The organism is Sphaerisporangium corydalis, from assembly GCF_025506355.1.
Lineage (GTDB): Bacteria > Actinomycetota > Actinomycetes > Streptosporangiales > Streptosporangiaceae > Sphaerisporangium > Sphaerisporangium corydalis.
Window position 1 is genome coordinate 1 of the sequence record NZ_JANZYP010000057.1, and the last position, 14,499, is coordinate 14,499.

9 protein-coding genes are annotated in these 14,499 nt (G+C 71.7%); 5 read left to right on the forward strand and 4 right to left on the reverse strand.

Features of this window, described 5'->3' with window-relative positions; translation table 11 throughout:
* Nucleotides 1–232: 232 nt before the first annotated feature.
* A complete protein-coding gene (locus NYZ98_RS30645; RefSeq protein WP_262847062.1) occupies nt 233–4,846 on the reverse strand; it encodes an ATP-dependent helicase in 4,614 nt (1,537 codons plus the stop codon).
* 146 nt (nt 4,847–4,992) lie between these two features.
* Here NYZ98_RS30645 and NYZ98_RS30650 point away from each other — a divergent pair, with 146 nt between their 5' ends.
* The 4 genes from NYZ98_RS30650 to recX all read left to right on the forward strand — a co-directional run bounded on the left by NYZ98_RS30650 (nt 4,993) and on the right by recX (nt 8,287).
* A complete protein-coding gene (locus tag NYZ98_RS30650) occupies nt 4,993–5,481 on the forward strand; it encodes a VOC family protein (protein ID WP_262847063.1) in 489 nt (162 codons plus the stop codon).
* Nucleotides 5,482–5,551: 70 nt separating this feature from the next.
* Nucleotides 5,552–5,746, forward strand: a complete 195-nt coding sequence (locus NYZ98_RS30655) for a DUF3046 domain-containing protein (RefSeq protein ID WP_262847064.1) — start codon at nt 5,552–5,554, stop codon at nt 5,744–5,746.
* 317 nt (nt 5,747–6,063) lie between these two features.
* Nucleotides 6,064–7,176: a recombinase RecA gene (gene recA, locus NYZ98_RS30660; RefSeq protein WP_262847065.1), complete on the forward strand. Its 1,113-nt coding sequence runs from the start codon at nt 6,064–6,066 to the stop codon at nt 7,174–7,176.
* A gap of 16 nt (nt 7,177–7,192) precedes the next feature.
* Entirely contained in the window at nt 7,193–8,287 is a 1,095-nt protein-coding gene (gene recX, locus NYZ98_RS30665; protein ID WP_262847066.1) for a recombination regulator RecX, read from the forward strand.
* Nucleotides 8,288–8,526: 239 nt separating this feature from the next.
* Here the strand turns inward: recX and NYZ98_RS30670 are convergent, their stop codons facing one another.
* Nucleotides 8,527–9,492 carry a TIGR03557 family F420-dependent LLM class oxidoreductase gene (locus NYZ98_RS30670; protein WP_262847067.1) on the reverse strand — a complete coding sequence of 322 codons (966 nt, stop codon included), beginning with the start codon at nt 9,490–9,492 and terminating at the stop codon, nt 8,527–8,529.
* A gap of 465 nt (nt 9,493–9,957) precedes the next feature.
* On the opposite strand from NYZ98_RS30670, the gene rny reads away from it, so the two are divergent.
* Nucleotides 9,958–11,577 (forward strand): ribonuclease Y, encoded by a 1,620-nt coding sequence (rny, locus tag NYZ98_RS30675; protein ID WP_262847068.1) that lies wholly within the window; start codon nt 9,958–9,960, stop codon nt 11,575–11,577.
* A gap of 72 nt (nt 11,578–11,649) precedes the next feature.
* Here rny and NYZ98_RS30680 read toward each other — a convergent pair whose 3' ends face one another.
* Both NYZ98_RS30680 and NYZ98_RS30685 read right to left on the reverse strand, forming a co-directional pair.
* Nucleotides 11,650–13,563 carry a S9 family peptidase gene (locus NYZ98_RS30680; protein WP_262847069.1) on the reverse strand — a complete coding sequence of 638 codons (1,914 nt, stop codon included), beginning with the start codon at nt 13,561–13,563 and terminating at the stop codon, nt 11,650–11,652.
* Nucleotides 13,564–13,601: 38 nt separating this feature from the next.
* The gene (locus tag NYZ98_RS30685; protein ID WP_262847070.1) at nt 13,602–14,384 is read right to left on the reverse strand and encodes a transporter substrate-binding domain-containing protein; all 783 of its coding nucleotides are present in this window, start codon (nt 14,382–14,384) and stop codon (nt 13,602–13,604) included.
* Nucleotides 14,385–14,499: the final 115 nt, after the last annotated feature.

Below are 14,499 nucleotides of genomic sequence, written 5' to 3' on the forward strand. Positions count from 1 at the left end.
CCCCACCGGGAACCTGCCACCGCTCACCCACCCAGTGGTCGGTGGCGCTTCCACCACCATCGACCCCTGGCCACCGCCAACCCTCCCCACCGTGAACCCGTCACCTGGTCGGAGGTGTGCTCCGTAGCCGTGGACCCGTGATCGCTACGACTCGCCCGTCGCCAGGGAACGGGGAAGGGAAGTCGGGGTGGGCCGGCTACCGTCCGCCGGCATTCGTCATCGGGTGGCGGGGTCAGGAGCGGAGGCGGAGGCCGCGGGGGGTGGGGTGGAAGCCGGCGGACTCCAGGGCGGCGGCGAGCGGGGAGTCGACGATCGCCGTGCCGTCGGCCTTCTCCACGGTCAGTTTGCCGAGGGCGCCGTCGCGGACGGCCAGCGCCAGCGCGTCCACCGCGGGTCGCAGCCGGTCGTCGTCGGAGAAGGACAGCAACGTCTTTCCGCCACGCTCGACGTACAGCACCAGCCGCCCGTCCACCAGCACCGCCAGCGCCCCCGCCTTACGTCCGGGTTTGTGAGACACCTCCCCAGGATGGGCCGGCCACGGCAACGCCGCGCCGTACGGGTTGGCGGGGTCGGTCGCCGCCAAAACCACCGCACGCCGCTCACTGCTCTCGGTACCCGGCGGACGGGCGCCCCCGACGTCGGAGAACATGGCCGACGCCATGGAACGCATCCGGTCCACCGCACCGGGAAGCGCGAACTGCGCGCCGCCCAGCCCTTCGACGAAGTACCCGCGCCGGCACCGTCCCGTCTCCTCGAACGCCCGCAGGACCGGATAGACGGTCGCGAACCCCCCGGTGAGCCGTTCCGCCATCACGGCGCCCTTGGTCACCACGCCATGCCGTTCGAGAAGCACCTCCGCCTGGGCGTGCGCGCGTTGCGTCGCGTCGCCCGAGGTCTCGGGCAGCGCCCACCACCGGCCGCTGACGGTCGGCGGCCCGGCCCGGGTCGGGAGCACGGCCCGCCGCCTGCGGCCGGACGTCCCCCGGTGCGCCGGCCGCCCGGAACCTAGCGTGGCCCGCAACGGCGCCAGCGTGTCACCGGAGAGCCGCCCGGCCCACACCAGATCCCACAGCGCCCCCGCGAGCGCGGTGTCGTCCATCGACCCGACGCGGCCGCCGAGATCGCGGAAGAACAGCGCCCCGCCACCGCTCAGCGCCTCCAGCACCTTCTCGTGCAGAGGGGTCATCGTGATCTCGTCGGGCGGGGGCAGCAGCAGCGGAGCCGTGTCGGCGAAGAACAGGGCCACCCAGCCGTCACCGCCGGGCAGCGAACCCTGCCCGGCCCACATCACCTCGCCGGACGCGGTCAGCTCGTCGAGCAGGGCGGGGTCGTACCCCGGGACCCGGCTGGGCAGCACCAGCGTCTCCAGCGCGGACGCCGGAACCGCGGCTCCCTGCAACTGCTCGATGGCGTGCACCAGAGCGTCCATGCCCCGGGCCGATCGGCCCTGGGTGATGCCGTGCCACGCGGCGGCGAACGCCCCCAGCACCTCGGGCGGGACCGGCTCGACCTCCTTGCGCAGCCGCGCCAGCGACCGCCGCCGCAGGAGCCGCAGCACCCCGGCGTCGCACCACTCGTCACCTCGCCCGCCCGGCCGGAACTCCCCGGCCACCACCCTCCCCGAGGACGCCAGCCGCCGCAGCGCGTCCACGACCACCGCGACGCCGAGGCCGAACCGGACCGACGCGGCGGTCGCCGGGAAGGGTCCACGCGTACGGGCGTGCCTGGCGAGCAGGTCGCCGAGCGGATCGGCGACCGGTTCCAGGAAGGCGTGCGGCAGCCCCATCGGGAGCGGGACGCCGAGCGCGTCGCGCAGCCGGGCCGCGTCCTCGATCGCCGCCCACTGGTCGACCCCCGCGACCCGCACGCGGATGGCCCGCCTGGCCGTCGCCAGGTCGTCCAGCCACGCGGGGTCGCCCTCCCGCACCGTGACGTCCTCCGCCTGCAAGGGGCCGTGGGTCCGCAGCAGGTCGGCGAGGTCCTCGGCGTCGCGCAGCGGGCGGTCGAGCCGGGCCAGCTCCCGTTCGGTGTCGGCCACCACGTCGGGGTCGAGCAGTTCGCGCAGGTCGGCCTCGCCCAGCAGCTCGGCCAGCAGGTGGGTGTCCAGGGCGAGCGCCTGGGCCCGCCGCTCCGCCAGCGGCGCGTCCCCTTCGTACATGAAGGCGCCGACATAGGAGAACAACAGGGACGCCGCGAAGGGTGAGGCCTGGCTGGTCTCCACCTCCACCACGCGCACCCGCCGGGCGGCGATGTCGCGCATGAGCCGCACCAGGCCCGGCACGTCGAACACGTCCTGCAGGCACTCGCGCATGGTCTCCAGGACCACGGGGAACGAGCCGTACTTGCTGGCGACCTTGAGCAGGCCGGCGGCGCGCTGCCGCTGCTGCCACAGGGGCGACCGCCTGCCCGGGGTGCGCCGGGGCAGCAGGAGCGCCCGGCCCGCGCACTCGCGGAACCGCGACGCGAACAGCGCCGACCCGCCCAGCTCCTCGGTGACGATCTGCTCGATCTCGTCGGCGTCGAAGACCGCGAGGTCGGTGGGCGGCCCGTCGAGCGTGTCGGGGATGCGCAGCACGATGCCGTCGTCGGAGTGCATGGTCTGCACGTCGATGTCGTACCGCTCGCGCAGCCGCCGGCCGATGGCGAGCGCCCACGGCGCGTGGACGCGGGCGCCGTACGGCGTGTGGACGACGACCCGCCAGTCGCCGAGCTCGTCGTGGAAGCGCTCGATGAGCAGGGTGCGGTCATCCGGCACGTACCCGGTGGCCGTCCGCTGTTCGTCGAGGTAGGCGAGCAGGTTGGCGATGGCGAACGGGTCGAGCCCGGCCGCCTCCAGCCGCTCGGTCCTTCCCTCGGACATCTCCCGCAGGAACGCGCCGAGCGCCCGGCCGAGCTCCGCGGGCCGGCCCAGCGCGTCGCCGTGCCAGAACGGGAGCTTGCCCGGCTGGCCGGGGGCGGGGGAGACCAGCACCCGGTCGGCGGTGATGTCCTCGATGCGCCAGGAGGTCGCGCCCAGCACGAAGACGTCTCCCACCCGCGACTCGTAGACCATCTCCTCGTCGAGCTCGCCGACCCGCCTGCTGCCCCGCCGGGTGTCGCCGCCCACGAGGAAGACGCCGAACATGCCGCGGTCGGGAATGGTGCCGGCGTTGGTCACCGCGAGCCGCTGGGCGCCGGGGCGGCCCGTGACGCGGCCGGTCACGCGGTCCCACACGACGCGCGGGCGCAGCTCGGCGAACTCCTCGCTGGGGTAGCGCCCGGCGAGCATGTCGAGTGTGGCCTCCAGCGCGGAGCGCGGCAGCGTCGCGTAGGGAGCGGCCCGCCTGACCAGCGTCTCCAGCTCCTCGACGGTCCACTCGTCGAGCGCGCACATCGCCACGATCTGCTGGGCCAGCACGTCGAGCGGGTTGCGCGGGTAGCGCATCTCCTCGATCTCGCCCGACTTCATGCGCTCGGACACGACCGCCGTCTGGATGAGGTCGCCCCGGTACTTGGGGAAGATCACGCCCTTGGAGACCGCGCCGACCTGGTGACCGGCGCGCCCGATGCGCTGGAGCCCGCTGGCGACGCTGGGCGGGGCCTCCACGCAGGCCACGAGGTCGACCGAGCCCATGTCGATGCCCAGTTCCAGGCTGGAGGTCGCGACGACCGCGGGCAGGCGCCCGGACTTGAGCGCCTCCTCGATCTGCGCCCGCTCCTCCTTGGATACCGACCCGTGGTGCGCGCGCACGACCTCGGGCACCGTTCCCCTGCTGGAACCCGCCTGCGCCATCATCTCCGCGGGCGGCCTCCCGGACGGACCCCCGCCACCGGACGGGACACCAGGGCCGCCGGGCGGGGCGTCGGGGCCGCCGGACCGGGCCGTCGCCCGGTCGAACGCGAGCTCGTTGAGCCGCCCGCACAGGCGCTCGGCGAGGCGCCGGGAGTTGGCGAACACGATCGTCGAATGATGGGACTCGATCAGGTCGAGCAGATGCTCCTCGACATGAGGCCAGATGGACCGCCGCGCCGGCGGCTCCACCGGCAGGCCGGGCTCCCCGTCGCCGTAGGACTGCTGCTGGGGGACCGTGTCCAGTTCGGTCATGTCCTCGATGGGGACGATCACGCGGACCTCGATGACCTTCTCCGAGGGCGGCTGGACGACCGTCGTCGGGCGGGCGCCGCCGAGGAACGTCGCGATCTCGCTCACCGGGCGGACCGTGGCGGACAGGCCGATGCGCTGCGCCGGCCGTTCGAGCAGGGCGTCGAGCCGCTCCAGGGTCAGCGCCAGGTGGACGCCCCGCTTGGTGGCCGCGACGGCGTGCACCTCGTCGACGATCACCGTCTCCACCCCGCGCAGCGCCTCGCGCGCCCTGCTCGTTAGCAGCAGGTAGAGCGACTCGGGGGTGGTGATCAGGATGTCCGCCGGGTTGGCGGCGAACCGGCGGCGGTCCTCGGCCGCGGTGTCGCCCGACCGGATGGCCACCGAGATCTCGGGGACGGCCAGGCCCATCCGCCGGGCGGTCTGCTTGAGACCCGCGAGCGGGGCCCGCAGGTTGCGCTCGACGTCGACCGCCAGGGCCTTCAGCGGCGAGACGTAGACGACACGGCACCGGCGGGCCCGGGCCTCCTTGGCGCCGGCCGCCTCTCCCGGCGCCGCGCTCATCCGCTCAGAGGCGAGGCGGTCGAGCGACCACAGGAAGGCGGCGAGCGTCTTGCCGGACCCGGTCGGCGCGACCACCAGGGTGTTGTCCCCGCGCGCGATCGATCGCCAGGCCCCCTCCTGCGCGGCGGTGGGCGCGGCGAAGGCATCGGTGAACCACTGCGCGGTCACCGGGGTGAAATGGTCGAACACCGAATCGGTCACGGATTCATCATGCAGCCCGCCACCGACAGAATCCGCCACCGCCCGCCCTCTGACGTGCTCGGAAAGGATCAGGCCGTCATACAGGTCATGCGATGACGAAGGCCCCAAGACTTGACATCGGTAGTGCTCGGCACGTCATCTGGACTATGGACATCGATTACGCGGCCATCGAGGCGACTCGTGAGCGGATCCGCGGGCAGTACCTCCAGGCGCGACGGCCGGAAAGCAGCGCGCGTGGCCTGCACCACTTCGCATTGATCTGCTCGGACGTCGAGCGGACGATCGGCTTCTACCAGGGCCTTCTCGAGTTCCCTCTGACGGAGATCTTCGAGAATCGCGACTACAAGGGTTCCAACCACTTCTTCTTCGACATCGGCAACGGCAACCTGCTGGCGTTCTTCGACCTCCCCGGACTCGACCTCGGGCCGTACCAGGAGGTACTGGGAGGCCTGCACCACATCGCGATCTCGGTAGAGCGGGGCAAGTGGGAGAAGCTGCGGGGCAAGCTGGACGACGCGGGCGTGTCCTACCAGGTCGAGAGCGACGCCTCGATCTACTTCTTCGACCCCGACGGGGCCCGGCTGGAGCTGCTGGCCGACCCGCTCGGCGAGATGTACGGCTCACGCGTCCTGTGACCTGAGGGACCCGAGGACCCGCACGCGGGCTCGGGTCCGGCCAGGTGACCTCCGGGACCATACTTGGGGAATGCGCCTGACCGAGTTCTGGAACCGGATGAACCGCCACTTCGGTGAGAGGTACGCCGATTCCTGGGCGCACGACTTCGTGCTCGCCGAACTGGGCGGTCGCACCGTGACGCAGGCGCTCGCCGACGGGGTGTCGGTCAAGGACGTCTGGCGCGCCGTGTGCGGAGTGACCGACGTGGACGCCCGCCTGCGCTGAGGCCCCCGCCGCCCTCGGGACAGGCGCCAGGACTCCTCTTCGCCGGGCCGATCTCCTCTCGCTCCCCTCATCGCCCGAGGGGGGCGATTTGATCGAACGCCGAGATCAGGGGGTCGCACGCGCGCGCACGCGGCCCGCGCACGGGGAATTCGAAGTCGTTCGGTTCGTTCGGCGAAGTTGAGCTGAGATCGAACAGTCGTTCGGCTATATTGAAGTCGCCGACGCCCCCTGGGCCCGTTCCGGGAAATTGTCGGTGGCAGCCCGTAGCTTGCGAGCGACGGAAAAAGACTTCGACACACCCTCCAGGGGAGCACTCCATGGCAGCCAACGACCGCGAGAAGGCTCTTGAGACTGCTCTCGCTCAAATCGAGCGGCAGTTCGGCAAGGGCTCTGTCATGCGCCTGGGCGATGAGGCCCGGGCTCCTATCGAGATCATCCCCACGGGGTCCATCTCGCTCGACATCGCCCTCGGCATCGGCGGGTACCCCCGAGGCCGCATCGTCGAGATCTACGGCCCCGAGTCCAGCGGCAAGACGACCGTGGCGCTCCACGCGGTCGCCAACGCCCAGCGGGGTGGCGGCATCGCCGCGTTCATCGACGCCGAGCACGCGCTCGACCCCGAGTACGCCCAGAAGCTCGGCGTGGACACCGACGCCCTGCTGGTCTCCCAGCCCGACACCGGTGAGCAGGCGCTGGAGATCGCCGACATGCTCATCCGCTCCGGCGCGATCGACATCGTGGTCATCGACTCGGTCGCGGCCCTCGTGCCCAAGGCCGAGATCGAGGGCGAGATGGGCGACAGCCACGTGGGCCTCCAGGCCCGCCTGATGTCGCAGGCGCTCCGCAAGGTGGCCGGCGCGCTCAGCAACACCAGCACGACCGCCATCTTCATCAACCAGCTCCGCGAGAAGATCGGCGTCATGTTCGGGTCCCCCGAGACCACGACCGGCGGCAAGGCGCTGAAGTTCTACGCGTCGGTGCGCCTGGACGTGCGGCGCATCGAGACGCTCAAGGACGGCACCGAGGCGGTCGGCAACCGCACCCGGGTCAAGGTCGTGAAGAACAAGATGGCCCCGCCCTTCCGGGTGGCCGACTTCGACATCCTGTACGGGTTCGGCATCTCCCGTGAGGGTGGCCTGATCGACATGGGCGTCGAGCAAGGCTTCGTCCGCAAGGCCGGTGCCTGGTACACCTACGAGGGCGACCAGCTCGGGCAGGGCAAGGAGAACGCCCGCAACTTCCTGAAGAACAACCCCGACATCGCCAACGAGATCGAGAAGAAGATCAAGGAGAAGCTCGGCGTCGGGCCTCGCCTTGACAACCCCGCCGAGGCCACGGCGGCCGCTCCTGCTCCTGCCGGCGCCGCGGCGGCGCCCTCGCCCGCTCCGGCCGGTCGCGGCAGCAAGGCGCCCAAGCCGGGTGACGTCTGATCTGGGCTGATCTCTGATGCCTGAACGCGAAGAAACCCCTGGCCGGCTGCGGCCAGGGGACTGGGGAGCCTGGATCGAAGAACCCCCCGCACCCGACCAGACCGGCCCCGATCCCGTCGGCCGTAGCCGGACGTCCAGACCTTCGCGCCGTAAGAACACGCGATCCCCGGACGGGGCGCCGACGGACTCCTGGGAACAGGAAGCCCCAACCTTCCCAGCCCGAGAACAGGACCCCGCCCCCGGCGACCCCAACGAGCCTCCAAAACCACGCCCCCGCCCCAGACGCAACCCCCGAGACCCGAACAACGGTGGCCGCACCGAGAGTCCAGGCGGCCCGGCCAACGACGTCCCCTCCGCGGAATGGCCGCAACCGGGCGGCGAGAGCGACCCGACCCCGGCTGGCGACGTCCCCTCCGCGGGCTGGTCGCAGCCGGGCGGCGAGAGCGACTCGACAGGGTGGGGTGGAACGGGCGGTGGGCGGGCTGCGAGGGGGCGTGAGGGGTACGGCGGTGGGCGTTCTCGGGGGGGCTATGGCGGTAGGCGTTCTGGGGGAGCGGCGTTCGGGGTGGATGGGCCGGTCGACGGGTCGCCGGCCGCTCAAGGGCCGCCGGCCGATCCGGAGGCGGTCGCCCGGTCGGTGTGCCTGCGGTTGCTGACCCTGGCACCGCGTACGAGGGCACAGCTCGCCGAGGCGCTTCGTCGCAGGAACATTCCTGACGACGCGGCGGAGTCCGTGCTCGCCCGGTTCTCCGATGTGGGACTCATCGACGACGAGGCCTTCGCCGAGGCCTGGGTCAGCTCGCGACACGCCGGCCGTGGCCTGGCCAGGAAAGCGCTGGCCGCGGAGCTGCGCACCCGTGGCGTGGACGAGGACACCGTGCGGGACGCGGTCGACCAGCTCGACTCCGAGCAGGAAATGGAGACCGCCCGCAGGCTCGTCGCCCGCAAGCTCATGGGCACCCGAAGCCTCGAACCGGCCGCCCGGGTCCGCCGCCTGGCGGGCATGCTCGCCCGGAAGGGATATTCCGGCAGCCTCGCCTACCGCGTCGTCCGCGAGGCCCTGGAAAACGAAGGCCACCCCACCGGCGACCTCCCCGACGAATTCGAGTGATTCACGGATCCGACTACCCCCTGCGGTCCGAGGCTTCTACTCGCCCGTCCGCTGAGTGGGGTGGTCGGTCCGAGGTCCGTGCGGTGGTCGAGCCGGGCGGACACGGGCGGGGGGTCAGGGGGTCGGCCAGCATCGTGGGTTGCTTCTTTGTGGGGGGTGGGTGGTGGTGGCGGCTGCCGCGCCGGGGGGTCGGGGAGTCGGGTGGCATCGGGGAGTTGGGTTGGTCGTGGGGGAGTGGGTCAGAGGGTTTTGAGGGTGGGGAGGAGGGTGGAGTGGGCCCAGGTCAGGAAGGGGGTTTGGTGGGCGGGGTCTATTTGGACGAGGGCGATGTGGGTGAAGCCCGCGTCGGTGAATTCTTTGATCGCCTGGACGACGGCGTCGACGTCGGAACCGCAGGGGACGTGCTTGGTCACGTCCTCGGGGCGGACGAACTGGGCGTAGTCGGCGAAGTTCACCGGCCCAGGTAGCTCGGCCAGCACCTTCCACCCGGCGGGGGACCACTTCCACAGGCGGTGGGCCCGTTCCGTGGCGGCCTCGACGTCGATGTCGTAGGAGATGACGAGCTGGCCGTAGACCGGCTTGCCCGCCCCGCCGGAGGCGTGGAAACGCTCCACGAGCCGCCGGTCGGGTTCGGTCGCGATCAGCGCGTCGCCGTACTCCGCCGCCAGGTCCACCGACTGGGCCCCGGAAGCGGCGATGCCGATCGGCACGGGTACGGGCGGGAGGTCGTAGAGCTTGGCCGAGTCGACGGTGAAGTGGTCGCCCCGGTAGCTGACGTACTCGCCCCCGAACAGAGCCTGGATGATCTCCACGGCCTCGCCGAACATCTCGTGGCGGATGTTCACCGGCGGCCAGCCCCGCCCGATCACGTGCTCGTTGAGGTTCTCGCCGGCGCCGAGCCCGAGCATGAAGCGCCCCTGCGACAGCGCGCCCATGGTCGCGGCCTTCTGCGCGACCACCGCCGGGTGGTACCGCATGATCGGGCAGGTGACGTAGGTCATCAGCGGCACCCGCTCGGTGGCCTGGGCGACGGCCCCGAGCACCGACCAGGCGTACGGCGAGTGGCTCATCTCCTCCAGCCACGGGAAGTAGTGGTCGGAGATCGTCTCGTAGTCGAAACCGGCGCGCTCGGCGCTCACGGCGTCCTCGACGAGTCGCCCGGGCGGCGACTGCTCGCTCATGAGCGTGTAACCGATCTTCACCATGGCGGGCCCCTACCCGCCCGTCTCCCGGATCTCGCCCACCCCCAGAAAGATCTTCCACGACCATCAAAAATCGGATGGACAATCAGAAGTAGGTTCATACCTCCGCTGTGATCATGTTTGCCCCAGCAGGCCAGATACCGGGATCTTTTAGGTGATATGCCGCCTGTACCAAGCGGGAGTCCGCTCGCGTGAACGGGCAAAAGTGGCTTGACGGGCGGACTTTGCTTGCTCGTTACCTCTCTGACGCTTAATCTCGACCACAGTGAGGAGTTACTCCGCGCAGTGCGGATTGCCATAACGGTTAACGACGGACGATCAAGACCGATCTCTCCCGGCGTACGGATGCTCCGGCATCGGAACGCTGGACATATTTGTCTGACCGCCATCGCCCGGTCGGACCGGTCCGTGCTGTGCGTGTAACCCCTCGCGTGCTGAGGCTCGCGACGCGAGGAGGGATGGGCGCGCATGAATTCGACAGTCGTGATCATGCTGGCGGTAGCGGTTGTCCTGCTGGCGCTTATCGCGATCGTCGCGCTCGTCGTGCTCATACGCCGCACGGGCGGCGACAGGTCCGCCAGGCAGGGGCCGACGCAGGAAGAGGTCGCGGGCGTCCAGGCCGAGCTCGAACAGGCGCGCCTGGAAGGCGTGGAGATCCGGGTCAAGGCGAAGTCGGACGCCGGTGAGGTGCTGCGCAGGGCCGAGGCCGCCTCCGAGGGCGCACAGCGGATGCGCAAGGAGGCCGAGGAGGAGACTCGCTCCCTCAAGCACGAGCTGAAGGAGCTCAGGTCCGACCTGGAGCGCCGGGAGAACCGGCTGGCCGAGCGGGAGCAGCGCCTCGACGAGGAGGCCCGCAGGCAGTCCGAGCGAGGGCAGAAGCTCTCCGAGACCGAGACCGAGCTGACGAAGCGCCGCACCGAGCTCGACCAGGTCGAGGAGAAGCGCCGGGAGGTCCTGGAGCGGGTCGCCGGGCTGACGGCCGACCAGGCGAAGTCCGAGCTCGTGATGACCATCGAGAACCAGGCGAAGCGCGAGGCCACGCTGATCATCAGGGAGATCGAGAGCGAGGCCCGCAAGGAAGGCGAGAAGCGCGCCTGCAAGATCGTCACCCTGGCCGTCCAGCGGGTGGCCACCGAGCAGACGGCCGAGTCGGTCGTCAGCGTGCTCCACCTGCCCGGCGACGAGATGAAGGGCCGGATCATCGGCCGCGAGGGCCGCAACATCAGGGCCTTCGAGTCGACCACGGGCGTCAACCTGATCATCGACGACACCCCCGAGGCCGTCCTTCTGTCCTGCTTCGACCCCGTACGACGGGAGACGGCGCGGCTCACCCTGGAGAAACTGGTCCTCGACGGGCGCATCCACCCGCAGCGCATCGAGGAGGCGTACGAGCGCAGCAAGGACGAGGTCAAGGACCTCTGCGTGCGGGCCGGCGAGGACGCCCTGGTCGAACTGGGCATCACCGACATGCACCCCGAGCTGATCACGCTGCTCGGCCAGCTCCGCTACCGCACCTCCTACGGGCAGAACGTGCTCAAGCACCTCATCGAGTCGGCGCACATCGCGGGCATCATGGCCTCCGAGCTGCGCCTCGACCCCGCGCTGCTCAAGCGGTGCACGGTGCTGCACGACATCGGCAAGGCGCTCACCCACGAGGTCGAGGGCAGCCACGCCCTGATCGGCGCCGAGATCGCCCGCCGGTACGGCGAGCACGAGGACGTCGTGCACGCCATCGAGGCCCACCACAACGAGGTCGAGGTCCGCACGGTCGAGGCGGTGCTGACCCAGGCCGCCGACGCGATCAGCGGCAGCCGCCCTGGCGCGCGCCGGGAGTCGCTGGAGGCCTACGTCAAGCGCCTGGAGCGGCTGGAGGAGATCGCGCAGTCGTACGACGGGGTGGAGAAGGTGTTCGCCATGCAGGCCGGCCGCGAGATCCGGGTGATGGTCAGGCCGGAGGCGATCGACGACATCCAGGCGCAGGTGATCGCCAGGGACGTCGCCAAGCAGGTCGAGGAGGAGCTGACCTACCCCGGCCAGATCCGCATCACCGTCGTGCGCGAGTCCCGCGCCACGGAGTTCGCCCGCTGACCCGCGCCACGGAGTTCGCCCGCTGACCCGCGCCACGGAGTCCGCCCGCTGACCGCGCCGGCCGGGGAAGGCTCAGCGGCGGAAGAGCTGCTGGTAGAAGGCCAGTTCGGCGGCGAGGGCGGCGATCCTGGTCTCGGCCCTGCGGAATCCGTGCCCCTCGCCCTCGAAGGCCAGGTAGGTGCACGGGACGCCGCGTTCGGTGAGCGCCGCCACGAACGCCTCCGACTGCGCCGGGGGCACCACCGGGTCGTCCTGGCCCTGCATCAGCAGCATGGGGCAGTCGACCTGGCCGGCCTTGGCGAGCGGTTCGCGCGAGGCGTACAGGAGCGGGTCCTCCGGGCCCGCCAGCCACTCCACGTACCGTGACTCGAAGTCGTGCGTCGCGGCGGCGAGCGGCCCGAGGGCGCTGATCCCGGAGATGGAGACCCCGCCGCAGAACAGCCCCGAGGCGCAGCAGGACGCCATCGTCGTCCAGCCGCCGGCGCTGCCGCCCCGGATCGCGATGCGCGCGGGGTCGGCCAGCCCGTCGGAGAGCAGCCACTCGGCGGCGGCGATCGTGTCCTCCACGTCGAGGACCCCCCACTGCCCTTTCAGCGCGTCGCGGTAGGCGCGGCCGTACCCGGTCGAGCCCCCGTAGTTCACGTCGATGACGCCGATGCCCCGGCTGGTGAGGAACGCCTTGTGCAGGTCGAGCGCGGTGGTGGCGTGCGCGGTGGGGCCGCCGTGCACGAACACGACGTACGGCGGGGCCGGCTCGCCGGGGTCCACGGCCGGGTTGGCGGGCGGGTAGACGAAGGCGTGCACGCGCCGCCCGAACCGGCCGTGGATCTCCACCGGCCGGGGGACGGGCAGGTAGGCGATGTCCGGCAGCTCGCCGGCGTCCCGTCGCAGGCCCTCGGCGCGCCCGGTGGCGACGTCGACCCGGACCACCGACCGGGGGATCCTCGCCCCGTAGGCGATGCCGCACAGGGTGGACCCGTCGGCGCTGAGGGCCGGGTCCCAGCCGTCGTAGGGCAGGTCGGGTTCGGTGTGGACGCCGGTGGCCGGGTCGAGGATCGACAGCCGCATGTCCCCCCGGCCGCGCAGGACCGCGAGCCGGCCGTCGCCGAGGACGGCGTACGGCGCGCCACCGAGCTCGTGGGGCGCCCAGGCGAACTCCTCCTCGAGCGGCCAGAGTGGGCGGGTCACGCCGTGGTGGATGTCGGCCTGGTCGAGGTTCCACCAGCCGGACCGGTCGGAGATCAAGTAGAGGGTGTGGTCGTCCTTCCACCGGGGGGCGAGCACCGACTCCGAGGCGCCGCCGGTGACCCGCCACGAGCGGCCGTCGGCCAGCCGGGTCACCCGCAGCTCGGTGCCGGTCCACGGCAGCCGGGGGTGGTCCCAGCAGACGTAGGCGAGGTGGGCGCCGTCGGGGGAGAGGGCGGGGGAGGCGTAGAAGTCGCTGCCGGCCACCCGCTGCGTGGGCTCGCGCCCGCCGCGCACCGGGATCGACACGATCGAGCGGATGACCTTGCCGCCGCCGGTGTGCCGTTCCTGGACGCACCACACCTCGTCGGCGTGGACCACGAGGTCGGCGTAGCGCAGGCCGGCGGCGGTCTCGGGCTCCGGCGTGATCGCCTCAGGCTCGCCGGGCACCAGGCCGGGCGGCCCGTCGGGTACCAGGTAGAGCCGCTGGTCGGCGTGGTCGGCGAACACCACCCCCGCTCCGGGCGCGACGGCGTACGACCGGCCGCCGTACTCGTGGACGCGGGTGCGGGCGTCCCAGGGCGCCGGCAGCAGCTCGCGGCGCCTGCCGTCGGCGGCGCGGTGGACGATGGTGCGGCGGCCGCCTTCGGCCGGGCGATCCTCTTCCCACCAGACCTCCTCGCCCCGGACCGTCGGGTATCCGGGGCGGAGCCCGGAACGGGCGACGTCCGTGGTGGAGATCGGCGAGGGCCAGGCACCGAACGGCGAGGTGGGGTGCCCGGACGTGCGCTCGGGGGGCATAGCGGCATCCTGCCGGAAAACACCACCGCGTGTGGCCGCTACGGCGCTGATCGTGTTCTCACGTACCGCTCCAAGGCAGGCGGAGACGGATATTTCGCGGCCAGCGAGCCGAGATGATCGATGATCGCGCGCCGCCAGGTCCCGTCCTCGAACATCGTCCTGAGGGCGTCGTCGATCTCGGTGTGCAGGTCGCCGCTGTCCTCCCGCAGGGCTATGCCGTATTTGTCCGGCGCGAAGGGGGCGCCGACGAGACGCAGGCCACCGGGGGCGGCGGCGGAGACGACGGCGAGCACGGCCGCGTCCCCGGTGACGGCGTTGACCCGCCGGGTGGTGAGCCTGCGCACGCAGCCGGCCATGGTCGAGGTGGTCAGGAACGCGCGCCGCCACGCCACTCCGAACCGCGCGACCAGCGGGCCGGGGGAGGTGGTGCAGACCCGCTTCTGGGCGAGGTCGCCGAGCCGCTGGACGGAGATGTCGTGCACGCCGGTCAGGATGTCCTGCTCGGAGACGAGGTACGGCCCGGAGAAGGGGCCGGTGCCGGCCCGGCGGCCGAGCAGGGTGCCCATGGCCAGGTCGACCGGGGGCGCCGCGCCGGCGGGCGTGCGCATCTCGACGTAGCTGATCTGGTCGTCGCGGTACCCGAGCCGCCTGGCGACGTAGTGGGCGACCTCGATCTCGAACCCGGCGAAGCCGCCGGACGGCAGGCGTTCGGCGAGACCGGGCCGGCCGGGACGCACCCCGATCACCAGCGTGTCGTGCCCGCCGTCGCACCCGCCGAGCGCGGTGCCGCTCCCGAGCAGCACCGTCACGGCGACCAGCACCCCGCGCAGCGGCCGTGAGAAGCGCGAAAGCCGTGGAACGCGTGAAGGCCGTGAAAGCCGTGGAACGCGTGGGGGCCGCGATGGGAACGCGGGCGGGGACGGGGCGGGCGGCGTC

Excerpts from the sequence above, each read along its gene's own strand:
- NYZ98_RS30650 (WP_262847063.1), top strand. The coding sequence starts at position 4,993 with ATGGACATCGATTACGCGGCCATCGAGGCGACTCGTGAGCGGATCCGC.
- NYZ98_RS30655 (WP_262847064.1), top strand. The coding sequence starts at position 5,552 with ATGCGCCTGACCGAGTTCTGGAACCGGATGAACCGCCACTTCGGTGAG.
- recA (WP_262847065.1), top strand. The coding sequence starts at position 6,064 with ATGGCAGCCAACGACCGCGAGAAGGCTCTTGAGACTGCTCTCGCTCAA.
- recX (WP_262847066.1), top strand. The coding sequence starts at position 7,193 with ATGCCTGAACGCGAAGAAACCCCTGGCCGGCTGCGGCCAGGGGACTGG.
- NYZ98_RS30670 (WP_262847067.1), bottom strand. The coding sequence starts at position 9,492 with ATGGTGAAGATCGGTTACACGCTCATGAGCGAGCAGTCGCCGCCCGGG.
- rny (WP_262847068.1), top strand. The coding sequence starts at position 9,958 with ATGAATTCGACAGTCGTGATCATGCTGGCGGTAGCGGTTGTCCTGCTG.
- NYZ98_RS30680 (WP_262847069.1), bottom strand. The coding sequence starts at position 13,563 with ATGCCCCCCGAGCGCACGTCCGGGCACCCCACCTCGCCGTTCGGTGCC.